This is a genomic window from Acidovorax sacchari, from assembly GCF_042847045.1.
Taxonomy (GTDB): Bacteria; Pseudomonadota; Gammaproteobacteria; order Burkholderiales; family Burkholderiaceae_C; genus Paracidovorax; species Paracidovorax sacchari.
This window is the reverse complement of record NZ_AP035783.1, coordinates 4,082,906-4,104,739: the sequence shown is the minus strand read 5'-3', so window position 1 is coordinate 4,104,739 and position 21,834 is coordinate 4,082,906. Positions and strand designations below refer to the sequence as shown.

Annotated in this window: 18 protein-coding genes; 11 read left to right on the top strand and 7 right to left on the bottom strand. The window is 67.4% G+C overall.

Annotation, left to right across the window (positions count from 1 at the left end; all coding sequences use genetic code 11):
* Positions 1-10: 10 nt before the first annotated feature.
* The gene (locus ACGHC0_RS18170) at positions 11-1,165 is read right to left on the bottom strand and encodes a methyl-accepting chemotaxis protein (protein WP_368352306.1); all 1,155 of its coding nucleotides are present in this window, start codon (positions 1,163-1,165) and stop codon (positions 11-13) included.
* 209 nt (positions 1,166-1,374) lie between these two features.
* On the opposite strand from ACGHC0_RS18170, the gene ACGHC0_RS18165 reads away from it, so the two are divergent.
* Positions 1,375-2,550 carry an AraC family transcriptional regulator ligand-binding domain-containing protein gene (locus tag ACGHC0_RS18165; protein ID WP_415266383.1) on the top strand — a complete coding sequence of 392 codons (1,176 nt, stop codon included), beginning with the start codon at positions 1,375-1,377 and terminating at the stop codon, positions 2,548-2,550.
* 72 nt (positions 2,551-2,622) lie between these two features.
* On the opposite strand, the gene ACGHC0_RS18160 is transcribed toward ACGHC0_RS18165, so the two are convergent.
* Positions 2,623-3,258 carry a TetR/AcrR family transcriptional regulator gene (locus tag ACGHC0_RS18160; RefSeq protein WP_415266382.1) on the bottom strand — a complete coding sequence of 212 codons (636 nt, stop codon included), beginning with the start codon at positions 3,256-3,258 and terminating at the stop codon, positions 2,623-2,625.
* 83 nt (positions 3,259-3,341) lie between these two features.
* Entirely contained in the window at positions 3,342-4,310 is a 969-nt protein-coding gene (locus ACGHC0_RS18155; protein WP_415266381.1) for a LysR family transcriptional regulator, read from the bottom strand.
* Positions 4,311-4,427: 117 nt separating this feature from the next.
* On the opposite strand from ACGHC0_RS18155, the gene ACGHC0_RS18150 reads away from it, so the two are divergent.
* The 6 genes from ACGHC0_RS18150 to dddY all read left to right on the top strand — a co-directional run bounded on the left by ACGHC0_RS18150 (position 4,428) and on the right by dddY (position 12,365).
* A complete protein-coding gene (locus ACGHC0_RS18150; protein ID WP_368352302.1) occupies positions 4,428-5,951 on the top strand; it encodes a CoA-acylating methylmalonate-semialdehyde dehydrogenase in 1,524 nt (507 codons plus the stop codon).
* Positions 5,952-6,177: 226 nt separating this feature from the next.
* Complete coding sequence (locus ACGHC0_RS18145; RefSeq protein WP_368352301.1) at positions 6,178-7,845, top strand: GMC family oxidoreductase; 1,668 nt, start codon at positions 6,178-6,180, stop codon at positions 7,843-7,845.
* A 27-nt stretch (positions 7,846-7,872) separates the two neighbouring features.
* A complete protein-coding gene (locus ACGHC0_RS18140) occupies positions 7,873-9,105 on the top strand; it encodes a CaiB/BaiF CoA transferase family protein (protein WP_368352300.1) in 1,233 nt (410 codons plus the stop codon).
* Positions 9,106-9,143: 38 nt separating this feature from the next.
* Positions 9,144-10,034, top strand: coding sequence for an enoyl-CoA hydratase-related protein (locus ACGHC0_RS18135; RefSeq protein WP_368352299.1), 891 nt, complete (start codon positions 9,144-9,146; stop codon positions 10,032-10,034).
* 54 nt (positions 10,035-10,088) lie between these two features.
* Entirely contained in the window at positions 10,089-11,081 is a 993-nt protein-coding gene (locus tag ACGHC0_RS18130) for an MDR family oxidoreductase (RefSeq protein WP_368352298.1), read from the top strand.
* Positions 11,082-11,156: 75 nt separating this feature from the next.
* Entirely contained in the window at positions 11,157-12,365 is a 1,209-nt protein-coding gene (dddY, locus tag ACGHC0_RS18125) for a dimethylsulfonioproprionate lyase DddY (protein WP_415266380.1), read from the top strand.
* Between the two features lie 71 nt (positions 12,366-12,436).
* Here the strand turns inward: dddY and ACGHC0_RS18120 are convergent, their stop codons facing one another.
* Positions 12,437-14,380 (bottom strand): sigma-54-dependent Fis family transcriptional regulator, encoded by a 1,944-nt coding sequence (locus tag ACGHC0_RS18120; RefSeq protein ID WP_415266379.1) that lies wholly within the window; start codon positions 14,378-14,380, stop codon positions 12,437-12,439.
* A gap of 332 nt (positions 14,381-14,712) precedes the next feature.
* Between ACGHC0_RS18120 and ACGHC0_RS18115 the strand changes: the two genes are divergently transcribed.
* Positions 14,713-16,515, top strand: coding sequence for an NAD(P)/FAD-dependent oxidoreductase (locus ACGHC0_RS18115; RefSeq protein ID WP_415266378.1), 1,803 nt, complete (start codon positions 14,713-14,715; stop codon positions 16,513-16,515).
* A gap of 85 nt (positions 16,516-16,600) precedes the next feature.
* Positions 16,601-17,668 carry a 2,3-butanediol dehydrogenase gene (locus ACGHC0_RS18110; protein WP_415266377.1) on the top strand — a complete coding sequence of 356 codons (1,068 nt, stop codon included), beginning with the start codon at positions 16,601-16,603 and terminating at the stop codon, positions 17,666-17,668.
* 33 nt (positions 17,669-17,701) lie between these two features.
* On the opposite strand, the gene ACGHC0_RS18105 is transcribed toward ACGHC0_RS18110, so the two are convergent.
* Together ACGHC0_RS18105 and ACGHC0_RS18100 are read right to left on the bottom strand one after the other, a co-directional pair.
* Entirely contained in the window at positions 17,702-18,898 is a 1,197-nt protein-coding gene (locus tag ACGHC0_RS18105) for a M20 aminoacylase family protein (protein ID WP_415266376.1), read from the bottom strand.
* Positions 18,895-19,890: a Bug family tripartite tricarboxylate transporter substrate binding protein gene (locus tag ACGHC0_RS18100; RefSeq protein ID WP_415266375.1), complete on the bottom strand. Its 996-nt coding sequence runs from the start codon at positions 19,888-19,890 to the stop codon at positions 18,895-18,897. The genes ACGHC0_RS18105 and ACGHC0_RS18100 overlap by 4 nt, the downstream gene beginning before the upstream one ends.
* Positions 19,891-19,988: 98 nt before the next feature.
* On the opposite strand from ACGHC0_RS18100, the gene ACGHC0_RS18095 reads away from it, so the two are divergent.
* Positions 19,989-20,885, top strand: coding sequence for a LysR substrate-binding domain-containing protein (locus tag ACGHC0_RS18095; RefSeq protein WP_415266374.1), 897 nt, complete (start codon positions 19,989-19,991; stop codon positions 20,883-20,885).
* A gap of 112 nt (positions 20,886-20,997) precedes the next feature.
* A complete protein-coding gene (locus tag ACGHC0_RS18090) occupies positions 20,998-21,213 on the top strand; it encodes a DUF3606 domain-containing protein (protein ID WP_415266373.1) in 216 nt (71 codons plus the stop codon).
* Between the two features lie 12 nt (positions 21,214-21,225).
* On the opposite strand, the gene ACGHC0_RS18085 is transcribed toward ACGHC0_RS18090, so the two are convergent.
* Positions 21,226-21,831, bottom strand: a complete 606-nt coding sequence (locus ACGHC0_RS18085; protein WP_415266372.1) for an NAD(P)H-dependent oxidoreductase — start codon at positions 21,829-21,831, stop codon at positions 21,226-21,228.
* Positions 21,832-21,834 lie beyond the last annotated feature (3 nt).

The following is a 21,834-nucleotide window of genomic DNA, read 5'->3' as shown; positions in this document are numbered from 1 at the left end:
AAGAGGTCCTTCAGAAAAATGTGATTTCTTCGTGCTGCGCGGGCGCAGGGGCGCTTGCCTTCGACGAACCGGCTCGGTGCACGGCGCGCTCGCTGGCCATCGCATAGGTCGCCTCGAGTTCCTGCAGCAGCGGGCCGGCATCCAGGGGCCGCAGGGCCCCCTCGCTGGCGCACAGGGCGTGGTGGTTCTGGACGACCGAGGGCATGCGGCCGATGTTGTCGCGCACGTGGCTGAGCACCTGGCTCACCCGGTCCTGGAACTGCAGCTGCACGAGCGAATCGTTCACCTCTTCCTGGATCTGGCGGCTGTCGTGGCGCAGCAGGTCCGCCGACTGCGCGAGGTGGTCCGTCAGGTGCCGGAACTGCTCCAGCACCTGCGAGATGCGGCTCTCGGAATCGGACATGACGCGGTGCTCCTGGTTGCGGGACAGCAGCGCCGCGGCACGGGTCTCGTCGATCGCGGAATGGATCGCATTGATGGCCGCGATGATCCGGCGACCGGTGTCCCCGGACATCTGCGACAGCGAGCGGACTTCCTGCGCCACTTGCGCGAAGCCGCGGCCGCGTTCTCCTGCGTGGGCTGCTTCGATCGTCGCGTTGATTGCGAGCAAGTTGGTTTGCTGCGCGATGCGGGAGACCGCTTCGGCCATGTCCTGCAGCTCTCCCACGAAGCGTTGCAGGTCTTCTATCTTGGCCAGCATCTGTGCCTTGCCCTGCATGGCGTCGCGCAGCGATCCCACCAGTTCCTGCAGTTGCGCCTGGCTGCGGGCGTACACGGCTTCGGCATCCCCCGGGCCCGCTCCATCGCGCGCCGACTGGTCCAGCGTTCGCGACAGCTGCTGCACGATGTTGGCGAACCGGGCGCTGAGCTGCGCGATCGCCTCTTCCATCTGGCCGCGCGACGATTCGATCTGTGCCGACCAGACGGGCGCCATGGCGGCGCTGAAGGCCTCGAACTCCGCGAGCAATCCGAGGAGTTCGTCGGGGGCGGTGCGCCGGGGCCGCCAGGCCATCCAGCCCCCCAATGCGCCGCATGCCACGAGCGCCACGGCACACGACACGCCCGCCAGGCTCGCGCCGGACAACCCGAGCGCGGCGGCCGCACCGAGCAATCCGGTGCATGGCGCGGCCAGGCTTTTCCAGGCCTTCTCCCTATCTCCGTTCATATGGCGATGCCCCTCTGTGAAGACAGCCAAGGCCAATGGACCTCGCTCTGTCGATAGGACAACCTTAAATCTCAGGCTGCGCGAGCATGGGGACCGAATTGACAAAGTTGCGGTACCCATTCGGCCAATTGTAAGTAGATTTGATAAATTTAGTAGATAAGGTTGGAAAAAGTTTATTTATGTGCGGAAAGTGTGAAAATTGAGTACGCATGCAAACCAAGACAACAACACCTATCGTTTCCCGGGGCGGGCATCGCGCGGACATCTCTCCGTTGTTGATACGCCTGCTGGTGTCCAGGGCATGGACCCGCGGCATGACGGCCGAGGGGCTGACACGCGGGCTGGGCCTGGAGCCGCACGATCTCGACGCCTCGGGGCTGCAGGTGTCGTACCGGCAGACCCTGGAGGTCGCCCGCCGCTTCTGGAATGCGGCGCCCGGTATCGAGCAGGGGTTGCGATTCGGTGGCCAGGCGAACATCGTCGCGCTGGGGGCTCTGGGGCTGGGCATGATGGCGTGCGCGAACGTCCACGACATGCTGCAGTTCCTCATCGAGTTCCAGCGTGCCGGGGGCTGCCTGCTGAACGTGTACAGCGAACGGACCGAGCAGCATTTCCACGTCGTGCTGCGGCCCCGTTTCGATGACCCGGAGGTCGAGCCCTTCCTGGCGGCGTACACGCTGGCATCGATCCACGCCATGGTGCAGCAGGTGCTCGGCGCAGAATTCCACCCCCTGCGCGTGCAGTTCGCGCTGCCGCAGCCGGTGGACCTTGCGGAGTTCGAGCAGGCCTTCGGCTGCCGGGTCGATTTCGAAACAGGCGACCACCGGCTGAGCCTGCCGCCGCAGGCCGTCGCGCTCAGGACGGCCGAACCCAGCGTGGCGGCGCGGATGCGGTCGATGCTGCTGGAGGCCTGGCCGCCGGGGCCGTGGACGGACCTCGGTGCCGCCGTCGTGCAGGTGCTCCGGCGCAGCCAGACGCTCGCGCCGCCGCTATCGGACATCGCGGCCGCGCTGAATCTCGGAGAGCGCACCCTGCGCCGCAGGCTGGCCGAGGAAGGACTGACTTACCGCGGCCTGGTGAGCGAGGAGCGCCGGCGCCGCACGCTCACGATGGTGTGCCGCTCCAGCCAATCGATGGAAGACGTGGCGGTGAAGACGGGCTACTCCAGCGCGCGCAGCCTGCGCCGCGCCGTGCAGCGCTGGACCGGCACCGGTCCGTCGCTCGTCCGTGCGGCGGCCCAGGCTGCCACCCGCGCCCCCGGAGCGGACCAGGAGCCGGGCGCCGCCGGTTCCGTGGCGGCGCCAGGGCCGGCATGCGCGCAGGGCCCGCAGGCCGGCGGTCGCGATGCGACCCCAAGCCCGGGAGGCTCACGGGGGTCGGAATGATTTGCCGCATGGCTTTTTCCGTACGGATGGCCGAGCCCGGCAGCGTGGCCGAAAGCGCAGGTGGTGCGCCTCTCAGTTCCTGACGCAGGCTTGAAAGGCTTCGGCGAATATCCGCAGGGGTTCGCTCTTGCGCTCCAGTTTGGCACGCAGCACGGCGCCTTCCCAGCCGATCCAGAAAAAGACGGACAGCCGCGGGCAGTCCGCCGTCTTCGGAATCTCGCCGAGGCGCCTGGCCTCCTCGAGGCAGCGCTCGACCCTTGCCTGCCAGTCGATGAGCACATCGCTGAGCAGTCCCCGGAACGCCTCGGGGAGGGCGCCCATTTCCTGGCCCAGGTTGCCGATGAGGCAGCCTCGCTTGAAGTCGAACCGGCCCATCCCTCGCTCGGCGTCCTTGCAAAATGCATCGATGCGCTGCAGCGGGGTCAGGCTGGTGTCGAGCAGCGCCTGGTCGAGCTTGCGGACGAAGTACTCGGCGTAGAGCTTGATGAGCTCCGCGCCGAAGGCTTCCTTGCTGGGAAAGAAATGATAGAACGAGCCCTTGGGAACACCGACCGCCTTCAGCACTTCGTCGATGCCGGTCGATGAGAAGCCCTTCTCGGTCAGTGCCGCCACACCTGCCCGGAGCAACTGCTCGCGGGTTTGGCGGTGGTCACCAGCCGTCTTGGGCGGTCGCCCTCTTCGGCGGGGCATCGTGGTGTGGGGTGACATGTCACAAGTATTAGACCCATCGGCTCGATATGTCCATAGGGTTTTGCGCGTGGTGCACGGACAGATGAAGCGCCTCCCCCGGCTCATGGCTGCCGCGACTCGGTGCGAACCGTCGCGACGAAGCCATTGGCCCACGCTTGCCTGAGAAAGCCCACAAATGCAGAGACGGCCATCGGCACGTGGCTCGCATAGGGTCGAATGGCATACAGGGCATCGGCGAACGACCCGACCGGGCTCCATGACGGCAGCACCTCCACCAGCTTTCCCGACTCCAGCGCGGCCTGGGCGCTGAAATCGGGAACCAGCGCGATACCCAATCCTGCCATGGCCGCATCGCGAAGTGCCTCGCTGTTGTTGGCGGAGAAGGGGCCTGCGACGGCCACGGTAACGCGTTGACGCTCGCGCCTCGAGCCTCGGATCGCCTCGAATGTCCAGGCCGGCGTTTCCTGGACGCGCGGGTAGTGGAGGCAATCGTGCCCGGCCAGGTCCGCCGGAGCCTCGGGCGCCGGGCGCCGCCGCAGGTAAGCGCGGCTGGCCACCAGGACAGACCGGGTTTCGCAGATTTTCCAGGCCACATGCGTGTCCGGCACGGTGCTGGAATGGCGTATCGCCAGGTCGAAGCCCTCCACGGCCAGGGAGTTCAAACGGTCCGAAAGCTCGAGTTCGAGACGCACTTGAGGATGCGACCTGAGGAAACCGGCCAGTTGGGGGACGAGTTGCTGGCGCGACAAAGCCACGGGAGCGGTCACCCGCAGCAGCCCCCGCGGAACGCCAGCCAGGTCCCTGATGCCGGCATAACTGTCGGCGATGTGTTCGAACGAGGACTTGGTCTCGTCGACCAGGTGCTGACCCGCCTCGGTCAGCCGCACGCTCCGTGTGGTGCGGCGCACCAGGGGCACGCCCACGGCACGCTCCAGCTCGGCGATGTGCTGGCTCATCGCTGCCTTGCTGACCCCCAGGCGCGCCGCCGCCGCCGTATAGCTGCCCTGCTGCGCAAGGACAACGAGCCAGTGGATGTTGCTCCAGAGGAGTTCGACTTTTTTCGCTTCCATGTCTCCATTGTTCACTGTGGCGAACAGTCATTTCAAGCCCGTTGCGTTGCGCGCGGGTCTGCGGCTGCCTAGAGTCCCGTCCGGCCCCCCTTTTCATCGACCACCGCGAGACACACCATGAGCTATACCTTCGCCGACACCGAAATCGCCCAGTACATCCGTGGCGCCAGAAACCAGGGCACCGGCACCCAGACGCAGCCGATCTACAACCCCGCCACGGGCGCTGCGGCACGCACGGTGCGCATCGGCACCGCAGACGACGTCGATGCGGCAGTCGCATCGGCCAAGGCCGCCTTCCCCGCCTGGTCCAACACCCCCCCGATTCGCCGCGCCCGCGTGCTGTTCAAGTTCCTGGAGCTGCTGAACCAGCACAAGGACGATCTGGCCCGCCTCATCACGTCGGAACACGGCAAGGTGTTCACCGACGCCCAGGGCGAAGTGGCTCGCGGCATCGACATCGTCGAATTCGCGTGCGGCATTCCTCAACTGCTCAAGGGGGACTTCACCGACCAGGTGTCCACCGGCATCGACAACTGGACGATGCGCCAGCCCCTGGGCGTCGTTGCCGGCGTGACGCCGTTCAATTTCCCCGTCATGGTGCCCATGTGGATGTTCCCGGTGGCCATTGCCGCGGGCAACACCTTCATCCTGAAACCCAGCCCCACGGACCCCAGCCCCAGCCTGTTCATCGCGGACCTGCTCAAGCAGGCGGGCCTGCCGGACGGCGTATTCAACGTCGTCCAAGGCAACAAGGAAGTGGTGGACGCCCTGCTGGTCCACCCGGACGTGGCCGCCATTTCCTTCGTGGGCTCGACCCCGATCGCGAACTACATCTACGAGACCGGCGCCCGCCACGGCAAGCGCGTACAAGCCCTGGGCGGCGCGAAGAACCACATGGTCGTCATGCCCGATGCGGACATCGACCAGGCGGTGGATGCCCTGATCGGCGCGGGCTACGGCTCGGCCGGCGAGCGTTGCATGGCCATCAGCGTCGCCGTGCTGGTGGGCGACGTGGCCGACAGGCTCATTCCCAAGCTGCTGGAACGCACCAGGACGCTAAAGGTTCTGAATGGCAGCAACCTCGAAGCTGAAATGGGCCCCATCGTGACCGCAGCGGCCCGCGCCCGCATCTGCGGCTACATCGAACAAGGCGTCAACGAAGGCGCGACCCTCCTGGCCGACGGACGCAACTTCAAGGGAGCTGATGCTGGCGAAGGCTGTGCTGACGGCTTCTGGCTCGGCGGCAGCCTGTTCGACCACGTGACGCCCGACATGCGCATCTACAAGGAAGAAATCTTCGGCCCGGTGCTCGCCTGCGTGCGCGCTCCCGACTTTGCCACCGCCGTCGGCCTCATCAACGACCATGAGTTCGGCAACGGCGTGGCCTGCTTCACGCGCGACGGCAACGTAGCCCGCGAGTTCGCCCGCCGCATCCAGGTCGGCATGGTCGGCATCAACGTGCCCATCCCGGTTCCGATGGCCTGGCATGGCTTCGGCGGCTGGAAGAAGAGCCTGTTCGGCGACATGCACGCCTACGGCGAGGAGGGCGTTCGCTTCTACACCAGGCAGAAGTCCATCATGCAGCGCTGGCCCGAGAGCATCGGCCGCGGCGCCGAGTTCGCCATGCCGACCGCCAAATGACCATCGCTTCGGGCAAACCCTAGATATTTAACAAACCAATCGGTCTAATATATATCCGTTGCCGAGATCACAGCATGCTCGTAGAAGTGTGGCGCTCGGCGGGTGGCCAGGGCCGCCGCCGTGCCGCACTTCTCGCAAGCCTGGTGCCTCTTTTTTTGCCTTTTAATAAACGATCGGTCTATTTAATGAAGACCTTCCTGCTGACTGCTTCGACGGGAGGCCGTCCATGACGTCTCCGTCCTTCGACTACATCGTGATCGGCGCGGGCACGGCCGGATGCCTGCTGGCCAACCGGCTCAGCTCGGACCCGTCCAGGAAGGTCCTTCTGCTGGAATCCGGCGGGCCCGACAACTACCCTTGGATCCACATTCCGGTCGGCTACCTCTACTGCATCGACAACCCGCGCACCGACTGGCGCTTCCGCACCGAGGCATCGCCCGGCCTGAACGGGCGCACGCTGCTGTACCCACGGGGCAAGACCCTGGGCGGCTGCTCCAGCATCAACGGCATGATTTACATGCGCGGGCAGGCGCGGGACTACGACCACTGGGCGGACCTCACCGGCGACGACGCCTGGCGCTGGGAAAGCTGCCTGAAGGACTTCAAGGCCCATGAAGACCACTACCGCCTGGATGCGCGGAACGCGGGCGCGCTGAACGGGCGCGGCGAAGACTTCAAGGCCCTTCACGGCTCGGGTGGAGAGTGGCGTGTCGAGAAGCAGCGCCTGAAGTGGGACGTGCTGGATGCCTTCGCGGAGGCGGCCAGGCAAGCCGGCATCCCTGCCACCGACGACTTCAACCGCGGCGACAACGACGGCGTCAGCTACTTCGAGGTCAACCAGCGCGACGGATGGCGCTGGAATGCCGCGAAGGCCTTCCTGCGACCCGTGCGCAAGAGCCGCCCCAACCTGACCGTGTGGACGGGCGCGCAAGCCAGCCGCCTCCTGTTCAGGGAGGGTTCGGACGGCCAACCGGTCTGCGATGGTGTCGAACTCGTGATGAACGGCCATCTCCAGACGGCTTTCGCCACCCGCGAAGTCATCCTGAGTTCCGGTGCCATCGGCTCGCCGCACCTGTTGCAGCTCTCCGGCATCGGTGACGCGGACGCCCTCGCCGAGCTGCAGATTCCCGTGGTGCGTGACCTGCCCGGCGTCGGCGCCAACCTCCAGGACCACCTGCAGATCCGTTCGGTCTACAAGGTGGAGGGCGTCAAGACCTTGAACACCCAGGCCTCGACGCTGTGGGGCAAGGCGGGCATCGGGCTGGAGTATTTCCTCAAGCGCAGCGGGCCAATGAGCATGGCACCGTCCCAACTCGGCATCTTCACGCGCAGCAGCGCGGCTTACGTCCACCCCAACATCCAGTACCACGTCCAGCCCCTGAGCCTGGAAGCGTTCGGCCAGCCGCTGCACACCTTCCCGGCCATCACGGCGAGCGTCTGCAACCTGAACCCGACCAGCCGCGGCAAGGTCACGCTGGCGAGCCGCGATTTCGACAAGGCGCCGCGCATCGCGCCGAACTACCTGAGCACCTCCGAAGACCGTCAGGTCGCCGCGGATTCGCTGCGCGTGACGCGGCGCATCGCCGCCCAACCGGCCATGGCCCCATACAAGCCCGTGGAGTACAAGCCCGGCCCCCAGTACGAGACCGACGAGCAGCTGGCCCGGCTGGCTGGCGACATCGGAACGACCATCTTCCACCCGGTCGGGACCACCGCCATGGGCCCTGCCCAGGATCCTCTTTCCGTGGTCGACAGCCACTTGCGGGTCCATGGCGTCCGGAACCTGCGGGTGGTCGATGCCGGCGTCATGCCCACCATCACCAGCGGCAACACCAACAGCCCGACGCTCATGATCGCCGAGAAGGCGGCGCGCTGGATTCTCGCGGGCAACTGAATCAGTACAACCAAGGAGACGTTCATCATGGATACCACCACGGGTTCGCCCCCCAAAAAAGGGCCACTGGATGGCATCACCGTCCTCGACTTCTCGCGTGTGCTGGCCGGTCCCTATTGCACGATGGTGCTGGCGGATCTGGGAGCGCGGGTCATCAAGATCGAGCGCATCGCGACGGGTGACGACACCCGGGCGTTCGGCCCCTTCGTGGACCAGGAGTCGGCCTACTTCATGTGCTTCAACCGCGGCAAGGAAAGCATCGCGCTGGACATCAAGAGCCCGCGCGACCGCGACCTGCTCGAGCGCATGCTGTCCGAGGCGGACGTGCTGGTGGAGAACTTCCGCCCGGGCGTGATGGATCGCCTCGGCTACGGCGCGGAACGCCTGGCCCGCACGCATCCGCATCTCGTCTACACCTCCATTTCTGGCTTCGGGCACACCGGCCCGTTCAGCGACCTTCCCGGCTACGACATGGTGGTGCAGGCCATGGGCGGCGTGATGAGCCTGACCGGCTGGCCGGACGCCCCTCCGGCGCGGGTCGGCACCAGCTTCGGCGACCTCAGCGCCGCACTGTTCGCCGCCGTCGGCATCGTCTCGGCGCTGTACAAGCGGACGCGCGATGCCCAGGGCACCCGCGTGGACATCGGCATGCTGGACTGCCAGGCCGCGCTCATGGAAACAGCCCTCGCCCGCTTCGACGTGGAGAAGAAGGTGCCGATGCGCACGGGCGACTGCCACCCGTCGCTCGCCCCGTTCGAGACCTTCGCCGCCAAGGATGGGCGATTCGTCATCGCGGCGGGCAACGACCAGCTCTTCATGCTGATGGCGGACGCCCTGGGCCACCCCCAACTGGCGCTGGACGTGCAGTTCTTCACCAACGACCTGCGCTGCAAGAATCGCCCCGCCCTGGTCCAGGCCATCGAAGCCATTACGCGCAACGAACCCATCGCGCACTGGATCGAACGCCTCAACGAGGCCGGTGTTCCGTGCGCACCGATCAACACGATCGACAAGCTGTTCGACCATCCGCAGCTGCAGGCGCGGAACATGATCATCCAGGTCGAAGGGGCCGGAAAGAAACCCGTCCGCACCGCAGGCAACCCCATCAAGATGAGCGCGTTCGCCGACATCGATGCGCGCACGCCCCTGCGCGCGCCCGGCCTGGACGAGCACCGCGAAAGCATCCTGGCCGAACTGATGTCCGGCACCGGAGACTACGCGCCCGCAGCCGGCACCGAGAGCCTCGACCTGACGGCCTGAGCCGACCCATCCGAACCATTCGCTGAAGGAACCTCCGCATGTCCAATACCGCCACTCTGTCCAAGGCCTCCGCCCAAGCGCCCGCCAGGAGCGCTCCCGCCGCGGCCGTCAATGCCCACGCCGATGCCGTTCCAGCACTCCAGGAAGCGCCAGCTGCACGGTACGAGACCATCCTCGTCGAACGCCGCGATCGGGTGGGCCTGATCACCCTGAACCGCCCGAAGTCGCTCAACGCGCTGAACGTGCGCATGTCCCGCGAAGTGGTCCATGCCCTGAAGGCTTTCGACGCGGACGACAACATCGGCGCCATCGTCATCACCGGAAGCCCCCGCGCCTTCGCCGCGGGCGCCGACATCGAGGAGATGGCCGACAAGACGCTCGCCGAACTCCAGGCGCGCGACATCTTCGCGGCGTGGAACGAGCTGCTCGGCGTCTCCAAGCCGATCATCGCGGCGGTGAGCGGCTATGCCCTGGGGGGCGGCTGCGAGCTCGCCATGATGTGCGACTTCATCATCGCCTCCGAGGACGCGCACTTCGGCCAGCCCGAGATCAAGCTCGGCATCCTGCCGGGCATCGGCGGCTCCCAGCGTCTCACGAAGTCGGTGGGCAAGGCCCTGGCCATGGACCTGGTTCTTACGGGGCGCAGCCTGACGGCACCCGAAGCGAAGGCCGCCGGCATGGTCGCGCGCATCGTGCCGGCCGGCGAACTGCTGCAGACGGCGCTGGAGGCCGCCCACACCATCGCCGGCTACAACGCACCGGCCGTTCGCATGGCCAAGGAAGCCGTCAACCGCGCGCTGGAGGTCGGCCTGACCGAAGGCATGCTCCACGAGCGCCGCCTGTTCCAGGCCGCCTTCGCCACCGACGGCCAGAAGGAGGGCATGAACGCTTTCCTGGCCAAGCGCGCCCCCGTGTTCCGTCACCGCTGATGCATCGGCATCCGGTTTTTCTCCGACCTTTCGCCAACGATGGGGCCCAGTACCATGCCACCACATTTCTCCGCTGTCGTCATAGAAGACGGCCCCGGTCCTGATCGCGCAAGCGTGAAGCAGCTCGACGACAGCCAGCTACCGCGTGCAAACGTGACTGTCCGCGTGAGCCATTCCACGCTCAACTACAAGGACGCGCTGGCCATCACCGGGCGTGCTCCCATCGCCCGTTCCTTCCCCATGGTGCCGGGCATCGACCTGGTGGGCGTGGTCGAGGAATCCGGGAGCCCGATGTACCAGCCCGGAGATGCCGTGCTCCTGAATGGCTGGGGCGTGGGCGAACGCCACTGGGGCGGCCTGGCGCAGCGCGCCCGCGTCGATGCCGACTGGCTCGTGCCGCTGCCCACGGCTTTCTCTGCGCGCGACGCCATGGCCGTCGGCACGGCGGGCTACACGGCCATGCTCTGCGTCATGGCGCTGGAACGCCACGGCGTGACACCTGACAGAGGCGAGATCGTGGTGACCGGCGCGGCTGGCGGGGTCGGCAGCTTCGCCGTCGCCATACTCGCCAGGCTCGGCTACCAGGTGGCCGGCGTGACCGGCCGCATGGGCGAGGCCCCGTACATCATGGAACTCGGGGCGAGCACCGTACTGGATCGGGCCGAATTCACGGCACCCGGGCGCCCGCTGCAGAAGGAGCGCTGGGCAGGGGCCGTCGATGTCGTGGGCTCCCACACGCTCGCCAATGTCTGTGCGGCTACCAGGTACCGCGGCGTGGTGACCGCGTGCGGCCTGGCCGGGGGCATGGACCTGCCGGCATCGGTCGCCCCGTTCATCCTGCGCGGCGTGACGCTGGCAGGAATCGACAGCGTCATGTGCCCCCGCGAAGAGCGGATCGCGGCATGGAACCGTCTGGCGACCGACCTGGATCTCGGCAAGATCCCGCACATCGCCAGGGAGATCGGCCTTTCCGAGGTCATCGCCACCGCGCCCGCGCTGCTGGACGGAAGGGTGCGTGGCCGGGTCATCGTCAACGTCGATTCCTGATTCCGGACGGAGTATCCGTTCAGCGGCGAGGCGTGACCGCCTTCTGCCTTCCTTGTAGGTTTCCGAGGAGACAACATGAACAAAAAAAGCATCGTGTGCTGCGTCGTGGGCAGCGTATTCGCATCCACCCAGGCCTTCGCGGCCGACTTCAAGTGCCAGGACGACGTGGTGCCCCTGAAGTACACGCCCGAAGAGCAGCGGCTGGTGGACCAGTTCTGGAACGAGTCGCTCACCTACCTGGGCCAGTTCCTGAAGACCATCGAGACGCCGACCGGCCAATGCAAGGACTCCGCGCAGGCGACCGTGCAGACCTATGACTCGCGGACCGGCAAAGCGCAGACGCGGTGCGTGCTCAAGTACCGCGACATGGAGCTGATGGCCAAGCACCTGAAGGCCGTGCTGGCGGAGCCGGAGAAGGCCAGGGCGTGCTTCGACACGCAGAAGAGCTACAAGGAATTCCCCTTGTACACGCCCAGCGAGCAGACGAGGAACCTGTCGGCCACCGCCAGGTGGCTCGACCGCCCCTTGCTCACGGACTTCTACAGGAAGATGGGCGGCGAAGTGGGCAAGGCCGGTCTGGAGCTCAACGAGAACTTCGTCGCCATCACGTCCCGCACGGACACGACCGTCCACTGGGCCAGGGACGTCAGCATCAAGGGACTGCCGACCCTGTGGTCATCGGTGGGCTGGATTCCGTTCTATGCGGACAACAAGGCGGCGGGAAGCGACCGCTTCCGCGGCGGCTATCTCTACGCGGAGGTCATGGGCCCCTGGGGCAACCTGCGCATCAAACAGATCGATGGGGAAACCGTGGGTGCAGAGATCGGCATGACGGTCCAGTTGTTCAATACGACGTACCCCTACCACTATCACCATCCCCAGGAGATCTACGCGACGCTGACCAAGCCGCAATGCATCGACCAGAACAAGTACATGGTGATGCACTGGGACAGCGACCAGTTCCACCAGAAACGCGGCGACGCGGGCTGGACCGTCGAGATCGACGGCTCGGCGGAGCGGTGGAAGAAGTGGTTCGCCGATACCGATCCGAACGCCGAATGGCTGACCTACTTCGAGCGCAACGCCATTCATGCCTTCCATGCACTCGAGGGGTGCAACCAGACCATAGAGAACTCCGGCCTGGTTGCCGTGTGGGCGCGCTCCACGGCCATGGACAACGAGCAATCGACCCGGGCTTGCCAACCGGCCCCTGGCGCTGGCGCGGTCAAGGACATGGGGCCGGGCACCAGGACGGTCTGCAACCTCCGCGACTGGAAGCCCTGAGCGCGCCTGGCACGACCACAACCACGCGCACTGCCCGATGCGACGCCTCGCCAGAACGGCTTCGCTGCAGCTCAGCGCCAGCGGGCTTGCCGCACGCCCAGCTGCAGTTGCTGGATGCGGCGGTGGATGGTGGAGCGGCTGACGCCGAGCCGGCGCGCGGCCTCGGAGACGTTGCCCTGGCATTGCGCCAGCAGTTGCTCCAGCGCCTGTGCAGCGGGTTCGCCGGCGGCGCCGTCCGCCAGGGCGGTGCCGGGCGGCGCGCCGCGCAGCGCATCGGGCAGGTGTTCGGGCCCGATGGTGCCGTCGCCATCCTCCCCGCACAGGGCTGCGGCGTAGCGCAGCGCGTTGTGCAGCTCGCGCAGGTTGCCGGGCCAGGAGTGCGCGGCCAGCGCGGCGCGGGCCGCGTCGCCCAGGTGCAGGTGGCCGCCCAGCGCGGCCAGCATCCGGTCGGCGATCACCTGCAGGTCGCTGCGCTGGCGCAGCGCAGGCAGCTGCAGTTCGGCGGCGTTGAGGCGGTAGAGCAGGTCCTCGCGGAAGCCGCCGCGCCGCACCAGTTCGGCCAGTGGCCGGTGGGAGGCCGAGATGCAGCGCACGGACACCGTCCGCGGCGCACGGGCACCCAGGGGGGTGATTTCGGATTCGGACAGCACCCGCAGCAATTTGGCCTGCAGGGCCGGCGGCATGTCGCCGATCTCGTCGAGGAACAGCGTGCCCTCGTGCGCCGCGGCAATCAGGCCCTCGCGGCCCCTGGCGGCTGCGCCGGTCCAGGTGCCGGGCAGGTAGCCGAACAGTTCGCTTTCCAGCAGTGCCTCGGGAATGGCCGCGCAGTTGATGGCGACGAAGGCGCCGCTGCGGCCGCTGGCGGCATGCAGCGCGCGGGCCAGGTATTCCTTGCCTGCGCCAGTTTCCCCCTGCAGCAGGATGGGCAGCGTCTGCGGCGCGAGCCGGGCCGCCTTGCGCAGCAGCGCCTGCAGTGCCGCATCGCCCGTGTCCAGCGCCTGCAGCGCTGCAGGCAGCGGCGGATCGGCCTGCGTGGCCTGCGCGCTCAGGTGGCGCGTGCGGCGCTGCGGCTCCATGGCATGGGCGAAGAGGATGCTGCCGTCCCGGGCGCGGACGATGCGTTCCTGCGCCGGGCGGTGGCGGCGCAGCTCGGGCAGGTGGCGCAGGTCCACGTCGAAAAATCGTTCCAGCGGCTGCCCGATGAGCGTGCGGCGCTGGCGCCAGTCCAGCTGCGCGGCGGCCGTGAGCAGGCGGGCGCCCGCATGGGTCATGGCGCGGATGCGGCCGCGCGCATCCACGCTGATGGAGGCGTCGGGATCGACATCGAGGAAATCGGGCGACTGCGCGAGCCGCACCACCCAGTCCTGGCCGGATTGCGCCATCAGGTTGGCGTTCTCCACGCGCCGCGCCGCGGCCACGACGAGGTTGAGCGCCAGGTTCTGGCTGGCGCGCTCGGCGGGGGAGCGCAGCAGCGACAGGTCGAGCACCGCCGCCAGTTCGCCGCGCAGGTCGTAGATGGGCGCGGCGGTGCAGGACAGGCGGGTGTGCGTGAAATCGAAATGGTCGCTCTGGTGCACGGTCAGCGCCTCGCCCGTTTCCAGGCAGGCGCCCACGGCCGAAGTGCCCGAGTGTTCCTCGCGCCACTGCGCGCCCAGGTACAGGCCTGCGCGGCGCAGGTCGCCGGTGTCGGCCTCGTGCCCGAGGAAGTCCACCGCCACGCCGTGCCGGTCCGCCAGCAGCAGTACGTAGTCCAGGCCCTTGAGCTGCTGGTACAGGCGCTCCAGGCCATGGCGGGCGATGTGGATCAGCGGCCCGGATTCTTCGCGGTGCGCGCGCAGTTCGCCATCGGGAACGATGTGGGCCTCGCTGGTCTGCGCCGGATCGAGCCGGTGGTGGTCGATGCAGCGGCGCCAGCTGCGCAGCACGGCGCGGTCGCGGTCCTGGCTGCCCGTGGGATAGCCCGAGCCGAAGGCTTCGATTTCCTGGACGTGCGAGGCGTAGGACTGCAGAGGCATGGCGTGGAGTCGATGCGGTCTTGGAACGTGCCGTGGGGATTGTGTGCCCGGGGCCGTGCCCCGCCCATCGAGATTTACCCATTGCAACTGCTGCGCCGCAGCACGCGTGGTGCGACAGGTGTCGCACGGTGCGCCGCCTGTCGCGTGCGGCAGCCACCGCCGGCAGGACAGGGTGCAAGGGGTTTGTACCAGGGGTGCGCTGCCAACCCGTTGATTTGCCTGGCATCCGGTGCAGTCCGGCAGGGCCCGGCACCGCTGGCATGGCGGTTGCCTTGAGCCGTACCGCCCGGACAAAAAACCAGCGGGCATGACCACCCACCAAGGAGACAACGATGACCGATACGACGGCTGCAGCCCGCGCCCAGGCGCTGCTCGACCGACTCAACCGCGCTCTGGCGGACCGCGACTTCGCGGCCGCGAGCCGCCTGTTCGCCGGGGAGTGCTACTGGCGCGACCTCGTGCTGCTCACCTGGAACATCAAGACCCTGGAAGGGCAGGGCCAGATCGCCGGCATGCTCGCCGCGCAGCTGGATGCCGCCACGCCCGTGCGCCTGTCGCTGGACGAGCGCGAGACCGTGGAGGAGGCCGATGGCGTGGTGTCCGCCTGGATCGTGATCGACACGCGGCACGCGCGCGGTGGCGGCCACGTGCGCATCCGCGACGGGCGCATCTGGACGCTGCTCACGGCCGCCCAGGAACTGAAGGGGCATGAGGAACCCATGGGCACGCGCCGCCCGATGGGGGCCGAGCACGGCATCCGGCGCGGCCGCCAGACCTGGCTGGAGCGCCGCCGGCAGGAGGCCGAGGAGCTGGGCCGCGAGAAGCAGCCCTTCGTGCTGGTCATCGGCGGGGGGCAGGGCGGCATCGCGCTGGGCGCGCGGCTGCGCCAGCTGGGGGTGTCGCACATCGTCATCGACCGCCATGCGCGACCGGGCGACCAATGGCGCAATCGCTACAAGTCGCTGTGCCTGCACGATCCCGTCTGGTACGACCACCTGCCGTACCTGCCCTTCCCGGACAACTGGCCCGTGTTCGCGCCCAAGGACAAGATCGGCGACTGGCTGGAGATGTACACCCGGGTGATGGAGGTGAACTACTGGCCGTCCACCACCTGCCTGAACGCCAGTTTCGACGAAGACACCCAGGAGTGGGAAGTCACCGTGGAGCGCGATGGAGACACACTGGTACTGCGCCCGAAGCACCTGGTGTTCGCCACCGGCATGTCGGGCAAGGCCAACGTGCCCAGGATCCGGGGCCAGGACGTCTTCCAGGGAGAGCAGCAGCACTCGTCGCAGCACCCCGGCCCGGACGCCTACGCGGGCAAGAAGGTGGTGGTGATCGGTGCCAACAATTCCGCGCACGACATCTGCGCGGCCCTGTGGGAGCACGGCGCCGACGTGACCATGGTGCAGCGCTCGTCCACGCACATCGTGCGCTCCGATTCGCTGATGGAAATCGGCCTGGGCGACCTGTATTCGGAGCGCGCCGTGGCCAGCGGCATGACTACCAGGAAGGCGGACCTCACCTTCGCCTCGCTGCCCTACCGCATCATGGCCGACTTCCAGGTGCCGGTGTACGACCGCATCCGCGAGCGCGACGCGGAGTTCTACCGCCAACTCGAAGCGACCGGCTTCATGCTGGACTTCGGCGATGACGACTCGGGCCTGTTCATGAAGTACCTGCGCCGCGCATCGGGCTACTACATCGACGTGGGGGCCTGCGACCTGGTGATCGACGGCAGCATCAAGCTCCAGGCGGGCAAGGAGATCAGCCACCTCTCGGAAAACGCGGTGGTGCTGGAGGATGGCACCGAATTGCCGGCGGACCTGGTGGTCTATGCAACCGGCTATGGCTCGATGAACGGCTGGGTGGCCGACCTGATCAGCCAGGAAGTGGCGGACAAGGTGGGCAAGGTCTGGGGCCTGGGCTCCGACACCACCAAGGACCCGGGGCCGTGGGAAGGCGAGCAGCGCAACATGTGGAAGCCCACCCAGCAGGAGGCGCTGTGGTTCCACGGCGGCAACCTGCACCAGTCGCGCCACTACTCGCTGTACCTGGCGCTGCAGCTCAAGGCGCGCCAGGAAGGCCTGCCCGTGCAGGTCTATGGCCTGCAGGAAGTGCACCACTTGAGCTAGAGCAAGGGCCCATGCGCCCACCGGATCAAGATGGACGGCGGTGTGCCGTCCTGCCCCCCCACCTGACCTATCAGAAAGTTGAATCATGAAAGCAGCACGTTTCTACGACCGTGGCGATATCCGCATCGAAGACATTCCCGAACCCGTGGTGGAGCCCGGCACCGTCGGCATCGAGGTGGCCTGGTGCGGCATCTGCGGCACCGACCTGCACGAGTTCATGGAAGGGCCGATCTTCATCCCGCCCTGCGGCCACCCGCATCCCATCTCGGGCGAATCGGCGCCCGTCACCATGGGCCACGAATTCTCCGGCGTGGTCTATGCCGTGGGCGAAGGGGTGACAGACATCCGGGTCGGCCAGCACGTCGTGGTGGAGCCGTACATCGTGGCCAACGACGTGCCCACGGGCCCGGGCGACCACTACCACCTGTCGAAGAACATGAACTTCATCGGCCTGGGCGGGCGCGGCGGCGGCCTGTCCGAGCGGATCGCCGTCCAGCGCCGCTGGGTGCATCCCATCTCCGACGCGATTCCGTTGGACCAGGCCGCGCTGATCGAGCCGCTCTCGGTGGGCCACCATGCCTACACCCGCAGCGGTGCGAAGGCCGGCGACGTGGCGCTGGTGGGTGGGGCCGGCCCCATCGGCCTGCTGCTGTCCGCCATCCTGAAGGCCAAGGGCCTCACGGTGATCGTCACCGAGCTGAGTGCCAAACGGAAACAGAAGGCGCGCGAATCCGGCGTGGCCGACCACATCCTCGACCCTTCCGAGGTGGACGTGGTGGCCGAGGTGATGCGGCTCACCGGCGACCAGGGCGTGGACGTGGCGTTCGAATGCTCCAGCGTCAACAAGGTGCTCGACACCCTCGTGGCCGTGACCAGGCCCACGGGCGTGGTGGTGATCGTTTCCATCTGGAGCCATCCGGCCACCATCAATGTGCACAGCGTGGTGATGAAGGAACTGGACGTGCGCGGCACCATCGCCTACTGCAACGACCACCAGGAAACCATCAAACTCGTCGAGCAGGGGAAGATCAACCTGGAGCCCTTCATTACCCAGCGCATCCAGCTGGAAGATCTTGTGGCGAAGGGGTTCGACACGCTGATCCACAACAATGAATCGGCGGTGAAGATCATCGTGCAGCCGCGGCTGAAGTAGGCCGGGACTCCGGGCGCGTGATGGCGCCCGGGCTCATTGCAGGAACCGCTCCGCCAACTGGCACCAGAAGGCCGCCCCATAGGGCAGGATGCCGTCGTTGAAGTCATACCCGGGGTTGTGCAGGCCGCGCCCGCCCTCCGCAGGGCCGTTGCCGATGCGCACGAGCGCGCCCGGGCAGCGCTGCAGCATGTACGCGAAATCCTCGCTGCCCATGAGCCGCGGGAACTCTGCGTCCACCGCCTCCGGCCCGACCAGGTCCGTGGCCACCTGCGCGGCGAGATCGACGGCCCCGGCATCGTTTTCGACCACCGGGTAGCCTTCGACATAATCGATTTCCGCCCGGCACCCGTGCGCCTCTGCCGTGCCCGTGACGAGCGCGGTGATGCGTTCCCTGAGCAGCGCGCGCACCTCCGTCGAGAACGACCGCACGCTGATGCCGATCTCCGCCTCCGCAGGGATGACGTTCAGCGCGTCCCCCGCACGCAGGCGGCCCACGGTGACCACCGCGGGCTCCGACGGATCGACATTGCGTGCCACCACCGTCTGCAGGCCCATGACGATGGCGGACGCCGCCACCACCGGATCGACCGCCAGGTGCGGCCTGGCCGCGTGCCCGCCGAGGCCGATCACCTGGATGAACACCCGGTCGCCTGCCGCCATGAACGGCCCCTTGCGCACGAGGAAGCGCCCCGGCGCCGCGCCCGGATGGTTGTGGATGGCATACACCGCGTCGCAGGGAAACCGCTCGAACAGCCCGTCCTCGACCATCGCCTTGCCGCCGCTGTCGAAGCCGCGCTCCTCGGCGGGCTGGAAGATCAGGTGCAGCGTGCCGGAGAAGTTGCGGTGCCGGGCCAGGTACTTCGCCGCGCCCAGCAGCATGGTCATGTGGCCGTCGTGGCCGCAGGCGTGCATCCGCCCGGGGATGCAGCTGGCATGCGGAGCGCCCGTCGCCTCCTGGATCGGCAGGGCATCCATGTCCGCCCGGATGCCGAGCGTCTTCGTGCCCTCGCCATGGCGGAGGCTGCCGACCAGGCCCGTACCGCCGATGCCCCGGGTGACCTCGTATCCCCACTCGGTGAGCTTGCCCGCGATGAAGTCGGACGTCGCATGCTCCGCGAACGCGAGCTCCGGGTGCTGGTGCAGGTGCCGCCGCACGGCGACCAGTTCCTGTTCATAGGGCAGCAGCTGGTCGATGCGCGTGTAGGCGCGTGGGTCTGGGGATCGGGTCATTCGAGAACGATGTTGTTGGCTTTGGCGATGCGCTGGTAGAACTGGATGCGCTCGGCGATTTCGGCCTGGTAGGCCTGCGGCTTCACGTCCTCCGGCACCATCATGCCCTTGTCCTCCCATACGCGGCGGGTCGCGGGGTCCTGCAGCACCTTCCGCATGGTCTGGTAGAGCTTCTGGATGATCGCGTCCGGAGTCCTGGCGGGCGCGGCCAGCCCCGTCCAGGACGTCAGGTTCAGGTCCGGCAGCTTCAGTTCGGAGAAGGTCGGCACGTCGGGAAGCTGCGGCACCCGCTGCGGAGAAGCCACGGCCAGGGCGCGCAGCTTGCCGGCGCGGATGTTCGCCAGGTTGGACGACAGGTTGTTCCAGGTGACCTGCACCTGGCCGGCGATGAGGTCGGTCACCGCGACTCCGGCGCCGCGGTACGGGATGTGCGTCATCGGCATCTTCGCCTGGCTCTTCAGGAGCTCCATGCTCAGGTGGGAAACCGAGCCGGTGCCGGCGCTCGCGTAGTTCAGCGATCCCGGGTGGGCCTGTGCGTACTTCACCAGGTCGGCGAACGAGCGTACCGGCAGGTCGGCGTTCACCAGCAGCACGTTGGCGAGCCGGTCGATCAGCGTGATGGGTGCGAAGTCCTTCACCGCGTCGTAGGGCAGGCTGGCGTTGACGGCCGGGTTGACCACGTGCGTGCTCTGCGACGTCACGATCAGCGTGTAGCCGTCGGGCTTTGCCCTCGCCACATAGACGGAGCCCATCGTGCCGCCCGCGCCGCCCTTGTTGTCCACGACGACCGGCACGCCCAGTTCGCGGCTCAGGCGGTCCGCCATCAGCCGGCCCGAATTGTCCACGGATCCACCGGGCGCGAACGGCACCACGAGCGTGATGGGCTTGTGGGGATAGGTGGACTGCGCATGCGCGGAAGACAGCGGCGCCATGCTCCCCGCTGCCGTCGCTGCTGCTGCCATGCCCATGAAATCGCGTCGCTTGATCTGCATGTGGTACCTCGGTGAAGAAGCCGCGAGGTTAAGAAAACCGGGTACGGCGGACAAACGACAAATTCGCCCGGGGTGTTGACATGGTGTAATCGCCTGCCATGAAGATCCATTCTCCGTCGCTGGTGGAGCTGCATGCCTTCCTGGCCGTCTGCCGGCACGGCAGTTTTCGCCGCGCAGCCGATGCGCTGTGCGTGACGCCCGCGGCCGTGAGCCGCGCAGTGCAGCGCCTGGAGGAACATCTGCAGGGAGAGCGGCTTTTCGAACGCTACGCGACGGGCGTCAACCTGACGGCGAGAGGGGCGGAGCTGCGCAAGCTCACGGAGCGGCATGTGCTCGCGCTGGAGTCCGCCGCGGAGACGATGGGGCGCTCGGCTTCGCCGCAACGCGTACGGCTGAGCGTGATCCCCACGCTGGGCATCCAGTGGCTCATGCCCAGGATGCCCGCGTTCAGGGCGGACCACCCGGGTATCGAGATCGAACTGCGCCAGTTCAAGCACGACGAGGATTTCACGCGGGACGACGTGGACCTGTGGATCGAAGTGAAGCGGCCCCAGCGCAGATGGCCCGCGCATGTCCGGACCCGCTACCTGCTGGGCCGGGAGTTCGTCGCGGTGTGCGCGCCGGGCCTGCGCCAGCGGTACCGCGATCCGCAGGACCTGCAGGCCGCCACCTTGCTCCACCACACCAACTTTCCCGACAATTGGGAGCGCTGGTTCGCCAGGGCGGGTGCGCCGTGCACGCCGCGGCTCGGGCCGGGGTTCGACCTGACGATGCACCTGATCATCGCGGCGAAGGCCGGGATGGGGGTTGCCGTCGTGCCGGCGTGCCTGGTGGAGCGCGAACTGTCGGGCGGCGAGCTGGTGATGCCGTTCGACATCGAGGTGTCCTGCGGGCGTGGCTACTTCCTGTGCTCGAAGCGTGACGGCCCGCCATTCCCGGCCCTGGAGACATTCGCGGAATGGCTGGAGGTGCAGGCGGTGCCCGCAGGGGCGTAGCCGTTGCACGGCCCTGTCTGCCTTGCCTGATGGTGCATCGGCCTACAGCGGGGGTACACGGGGCCACTTACTCTTGGTTTTCGCCATGCCGCCAACCAGACCAGGAGTGAATATGCAGTCATCCGCAGGCCAGCCCGACCTCGTGAACCTCGATGATCCCGATTCCGTCGCGCGATGGGTCCGGGAACTGGACACGACCGAGAGCCAGTTGAGAGATGCCGTCGCCCAGGTGGGCACGAAGGGCGCCGATGTCGAGATGCATCTCAAGGGCGCACGCAGCTCGACCAATGAAGACCGGATGAAGAAGGCGCCTGCCGGGGGACGGTAGGCGGTCGCTGCACTATGCGCCACCTGCGCCTTGCGGCGCGAACGCGTTGCGACCCCGTTCACGCGCCGTGGCGATGTGGGATGCAGTGCTCGCGCTGTCGATGCCATACAGGATCGTGGAGTTGACCACCCTGGCTCCGCAGTAATCGAAGATGCCGTGGTCGATCTGGGTGCGCAGCGCCTTGTCGTAGCCGTGCCGCGCATACGTTCCCTCGTCGGCGGCGCCGATCCCGAGCAGGTGGACGGCAAGGCGCCCGAGCCGCTTCTCGATGGCGCCTTCCGGCGTTTCCGAGTAGGCCCACCCGTTGGAGAAAACCCGGTCGATCCAACCCTTGAGCTGCCCTGGGAACGACCACCAGTAGACCGGGTAGACCAGCACCAGCGCATCGGACCGGTCGATGCGCTCCTGTTCGCGCTGCACGTCGGGCGGAACGGAGGCCTTCGACAGGAACGCGGCCCGGTCCGCCGGATTGAATGCGGGCTGGAACCCCTCTGCCGCCAGGTCTGCCAGCTCGGTGGTGTGCTGGCCAGTCTCTTCGACGCCTTGCGCGAACGCGTGCGCGACAGCGTGGGTGAGCGAACGGGGATCGGGGTGACTGGCGACGATGAGGGCGTGCATGGG

Coding starts and splice junctions, on each gene's coding strand:
- ACGHC0_RS18170 (WP_368352306.1), bottom strand. CDS start 1,165: ATGAACGGAGATAGGGAGAAGGCCTGGAAAAGCCTGGCCGCGCCATGC.
- ACGHC0_RS18165 (WP_415266383.1), top strand. CDS start 1,375: ATGCAAACCAAGACAACAACACCTATCGTTTCCCGGGGCGGGCATCGC.
- ACGHC0_RS18160 (WP_415266382.1), bottom strand. CDS start 3,258: ATGTCACCCCACACCACGATGCCCCGCCGAAGAGGGCGACCGCCCAAG.
- ACGHC0_RS18155 (WP_415266381.1), bottom strand. CDS start 4,310: ATGGAAGCGAAAAAAGTCGAACTCCTCTGGAGCAACATCCACTGGCTC.
- ACGHC0_RS18150 (WP_368352302.1), top strand. CDS start 4,428: ATGAGCTATACCTTCGCCGACACCGAAATCGCCCAGTACATCCGTGGC.
- ACGHC0_RS18145 (WP_368352301.1), top strand. CDS start 6,178: ATGACGTCTCCGTCCTTCGACTACATCGTGATCGGCGCGGGCACGGCC.
- ACGHC0_RS18140 (WP_368352300.1), top strand. CDS start 7,873: ATGGATACCACCACGGGTTCGCCCCCCAAAAAAGGGCCACTGGATGGC.
- ACGHC0_RS18135 (WP_368352299.1), top strand. CDS start 9,144: ATGTCCAATACCGCCACTCTGTCCAAGGCCTCCGCCCAAGCGCCCGCC.
- ACGHC0_RS18130 (WP_368352298.1), top strand. CDS start 10,089: ATGCCACCACATTTCTCCGCTGTCGTCATAGAAGACGGCCCCGGTCCT.
- dddY (WP_415266380.1), top strand. CDS start 11,157: ATGAACAAAAAAAGCATCGTGTGCTGCGTCGTGGGCAGCGTATTCGCA.
- ACGHC0_RS18120 (WP_415266379.1), bottom strand. CDS start 14,380: ATGCCTCTGCAGTCCTACGCCTCGCACGTCCAGGAAATCGAAGCCTTC.
- ACGHC0_RS18115 (WP_415266378.1), top strand. CDS start 14,713: ATGACCGATACGACGGCTGCAGCCCGCGCCCAGGCGCTGCTCGACCGA.
- ACGHC0_RS18110 (WP_415266377.1), top strand. CDS start 16,601: ATGAAAGCAGCACGTTTCTACGACCGTGGCGATATCCGCATCGAAGAC.
- ACGHC0_RS18105 (WP_415266376.1), bottom strand. CDS start 18,898: ATGACCCGATCCCCAGACCCACGCGCCTACACGCGCATCGACCAGCTG.
- ACGHC0_RS18100 (WP_415266375.1), bottom strand. CDS start 19,890: ATGCAGATCAAGCGACGCGATTTCATGGGCATGGCAGCAGCAGCGACG.
- ACGHC0_RS18095 (WP_415266374.1), top strand. CDS start 19,989: ATGAAGATCCATTCTCCGTCGCTGGTGGAGCTGCATGCCTTCCTGGCC.
- ACGHC0_RS18090 (WP_415266373.1), top strand. CDS start 20,998: ATGCAGTCATCCGCAGGCCAGCCCGACCTCGTGAACCTCGATGATCCC.
- ACGHC0_RS18085 (WP_415266372.1), bottom strand. CDS start 21,831: ATGCACGCCCTCATCGTCGCCAGTCACCCCGATCCCCGTTCGCTCACC.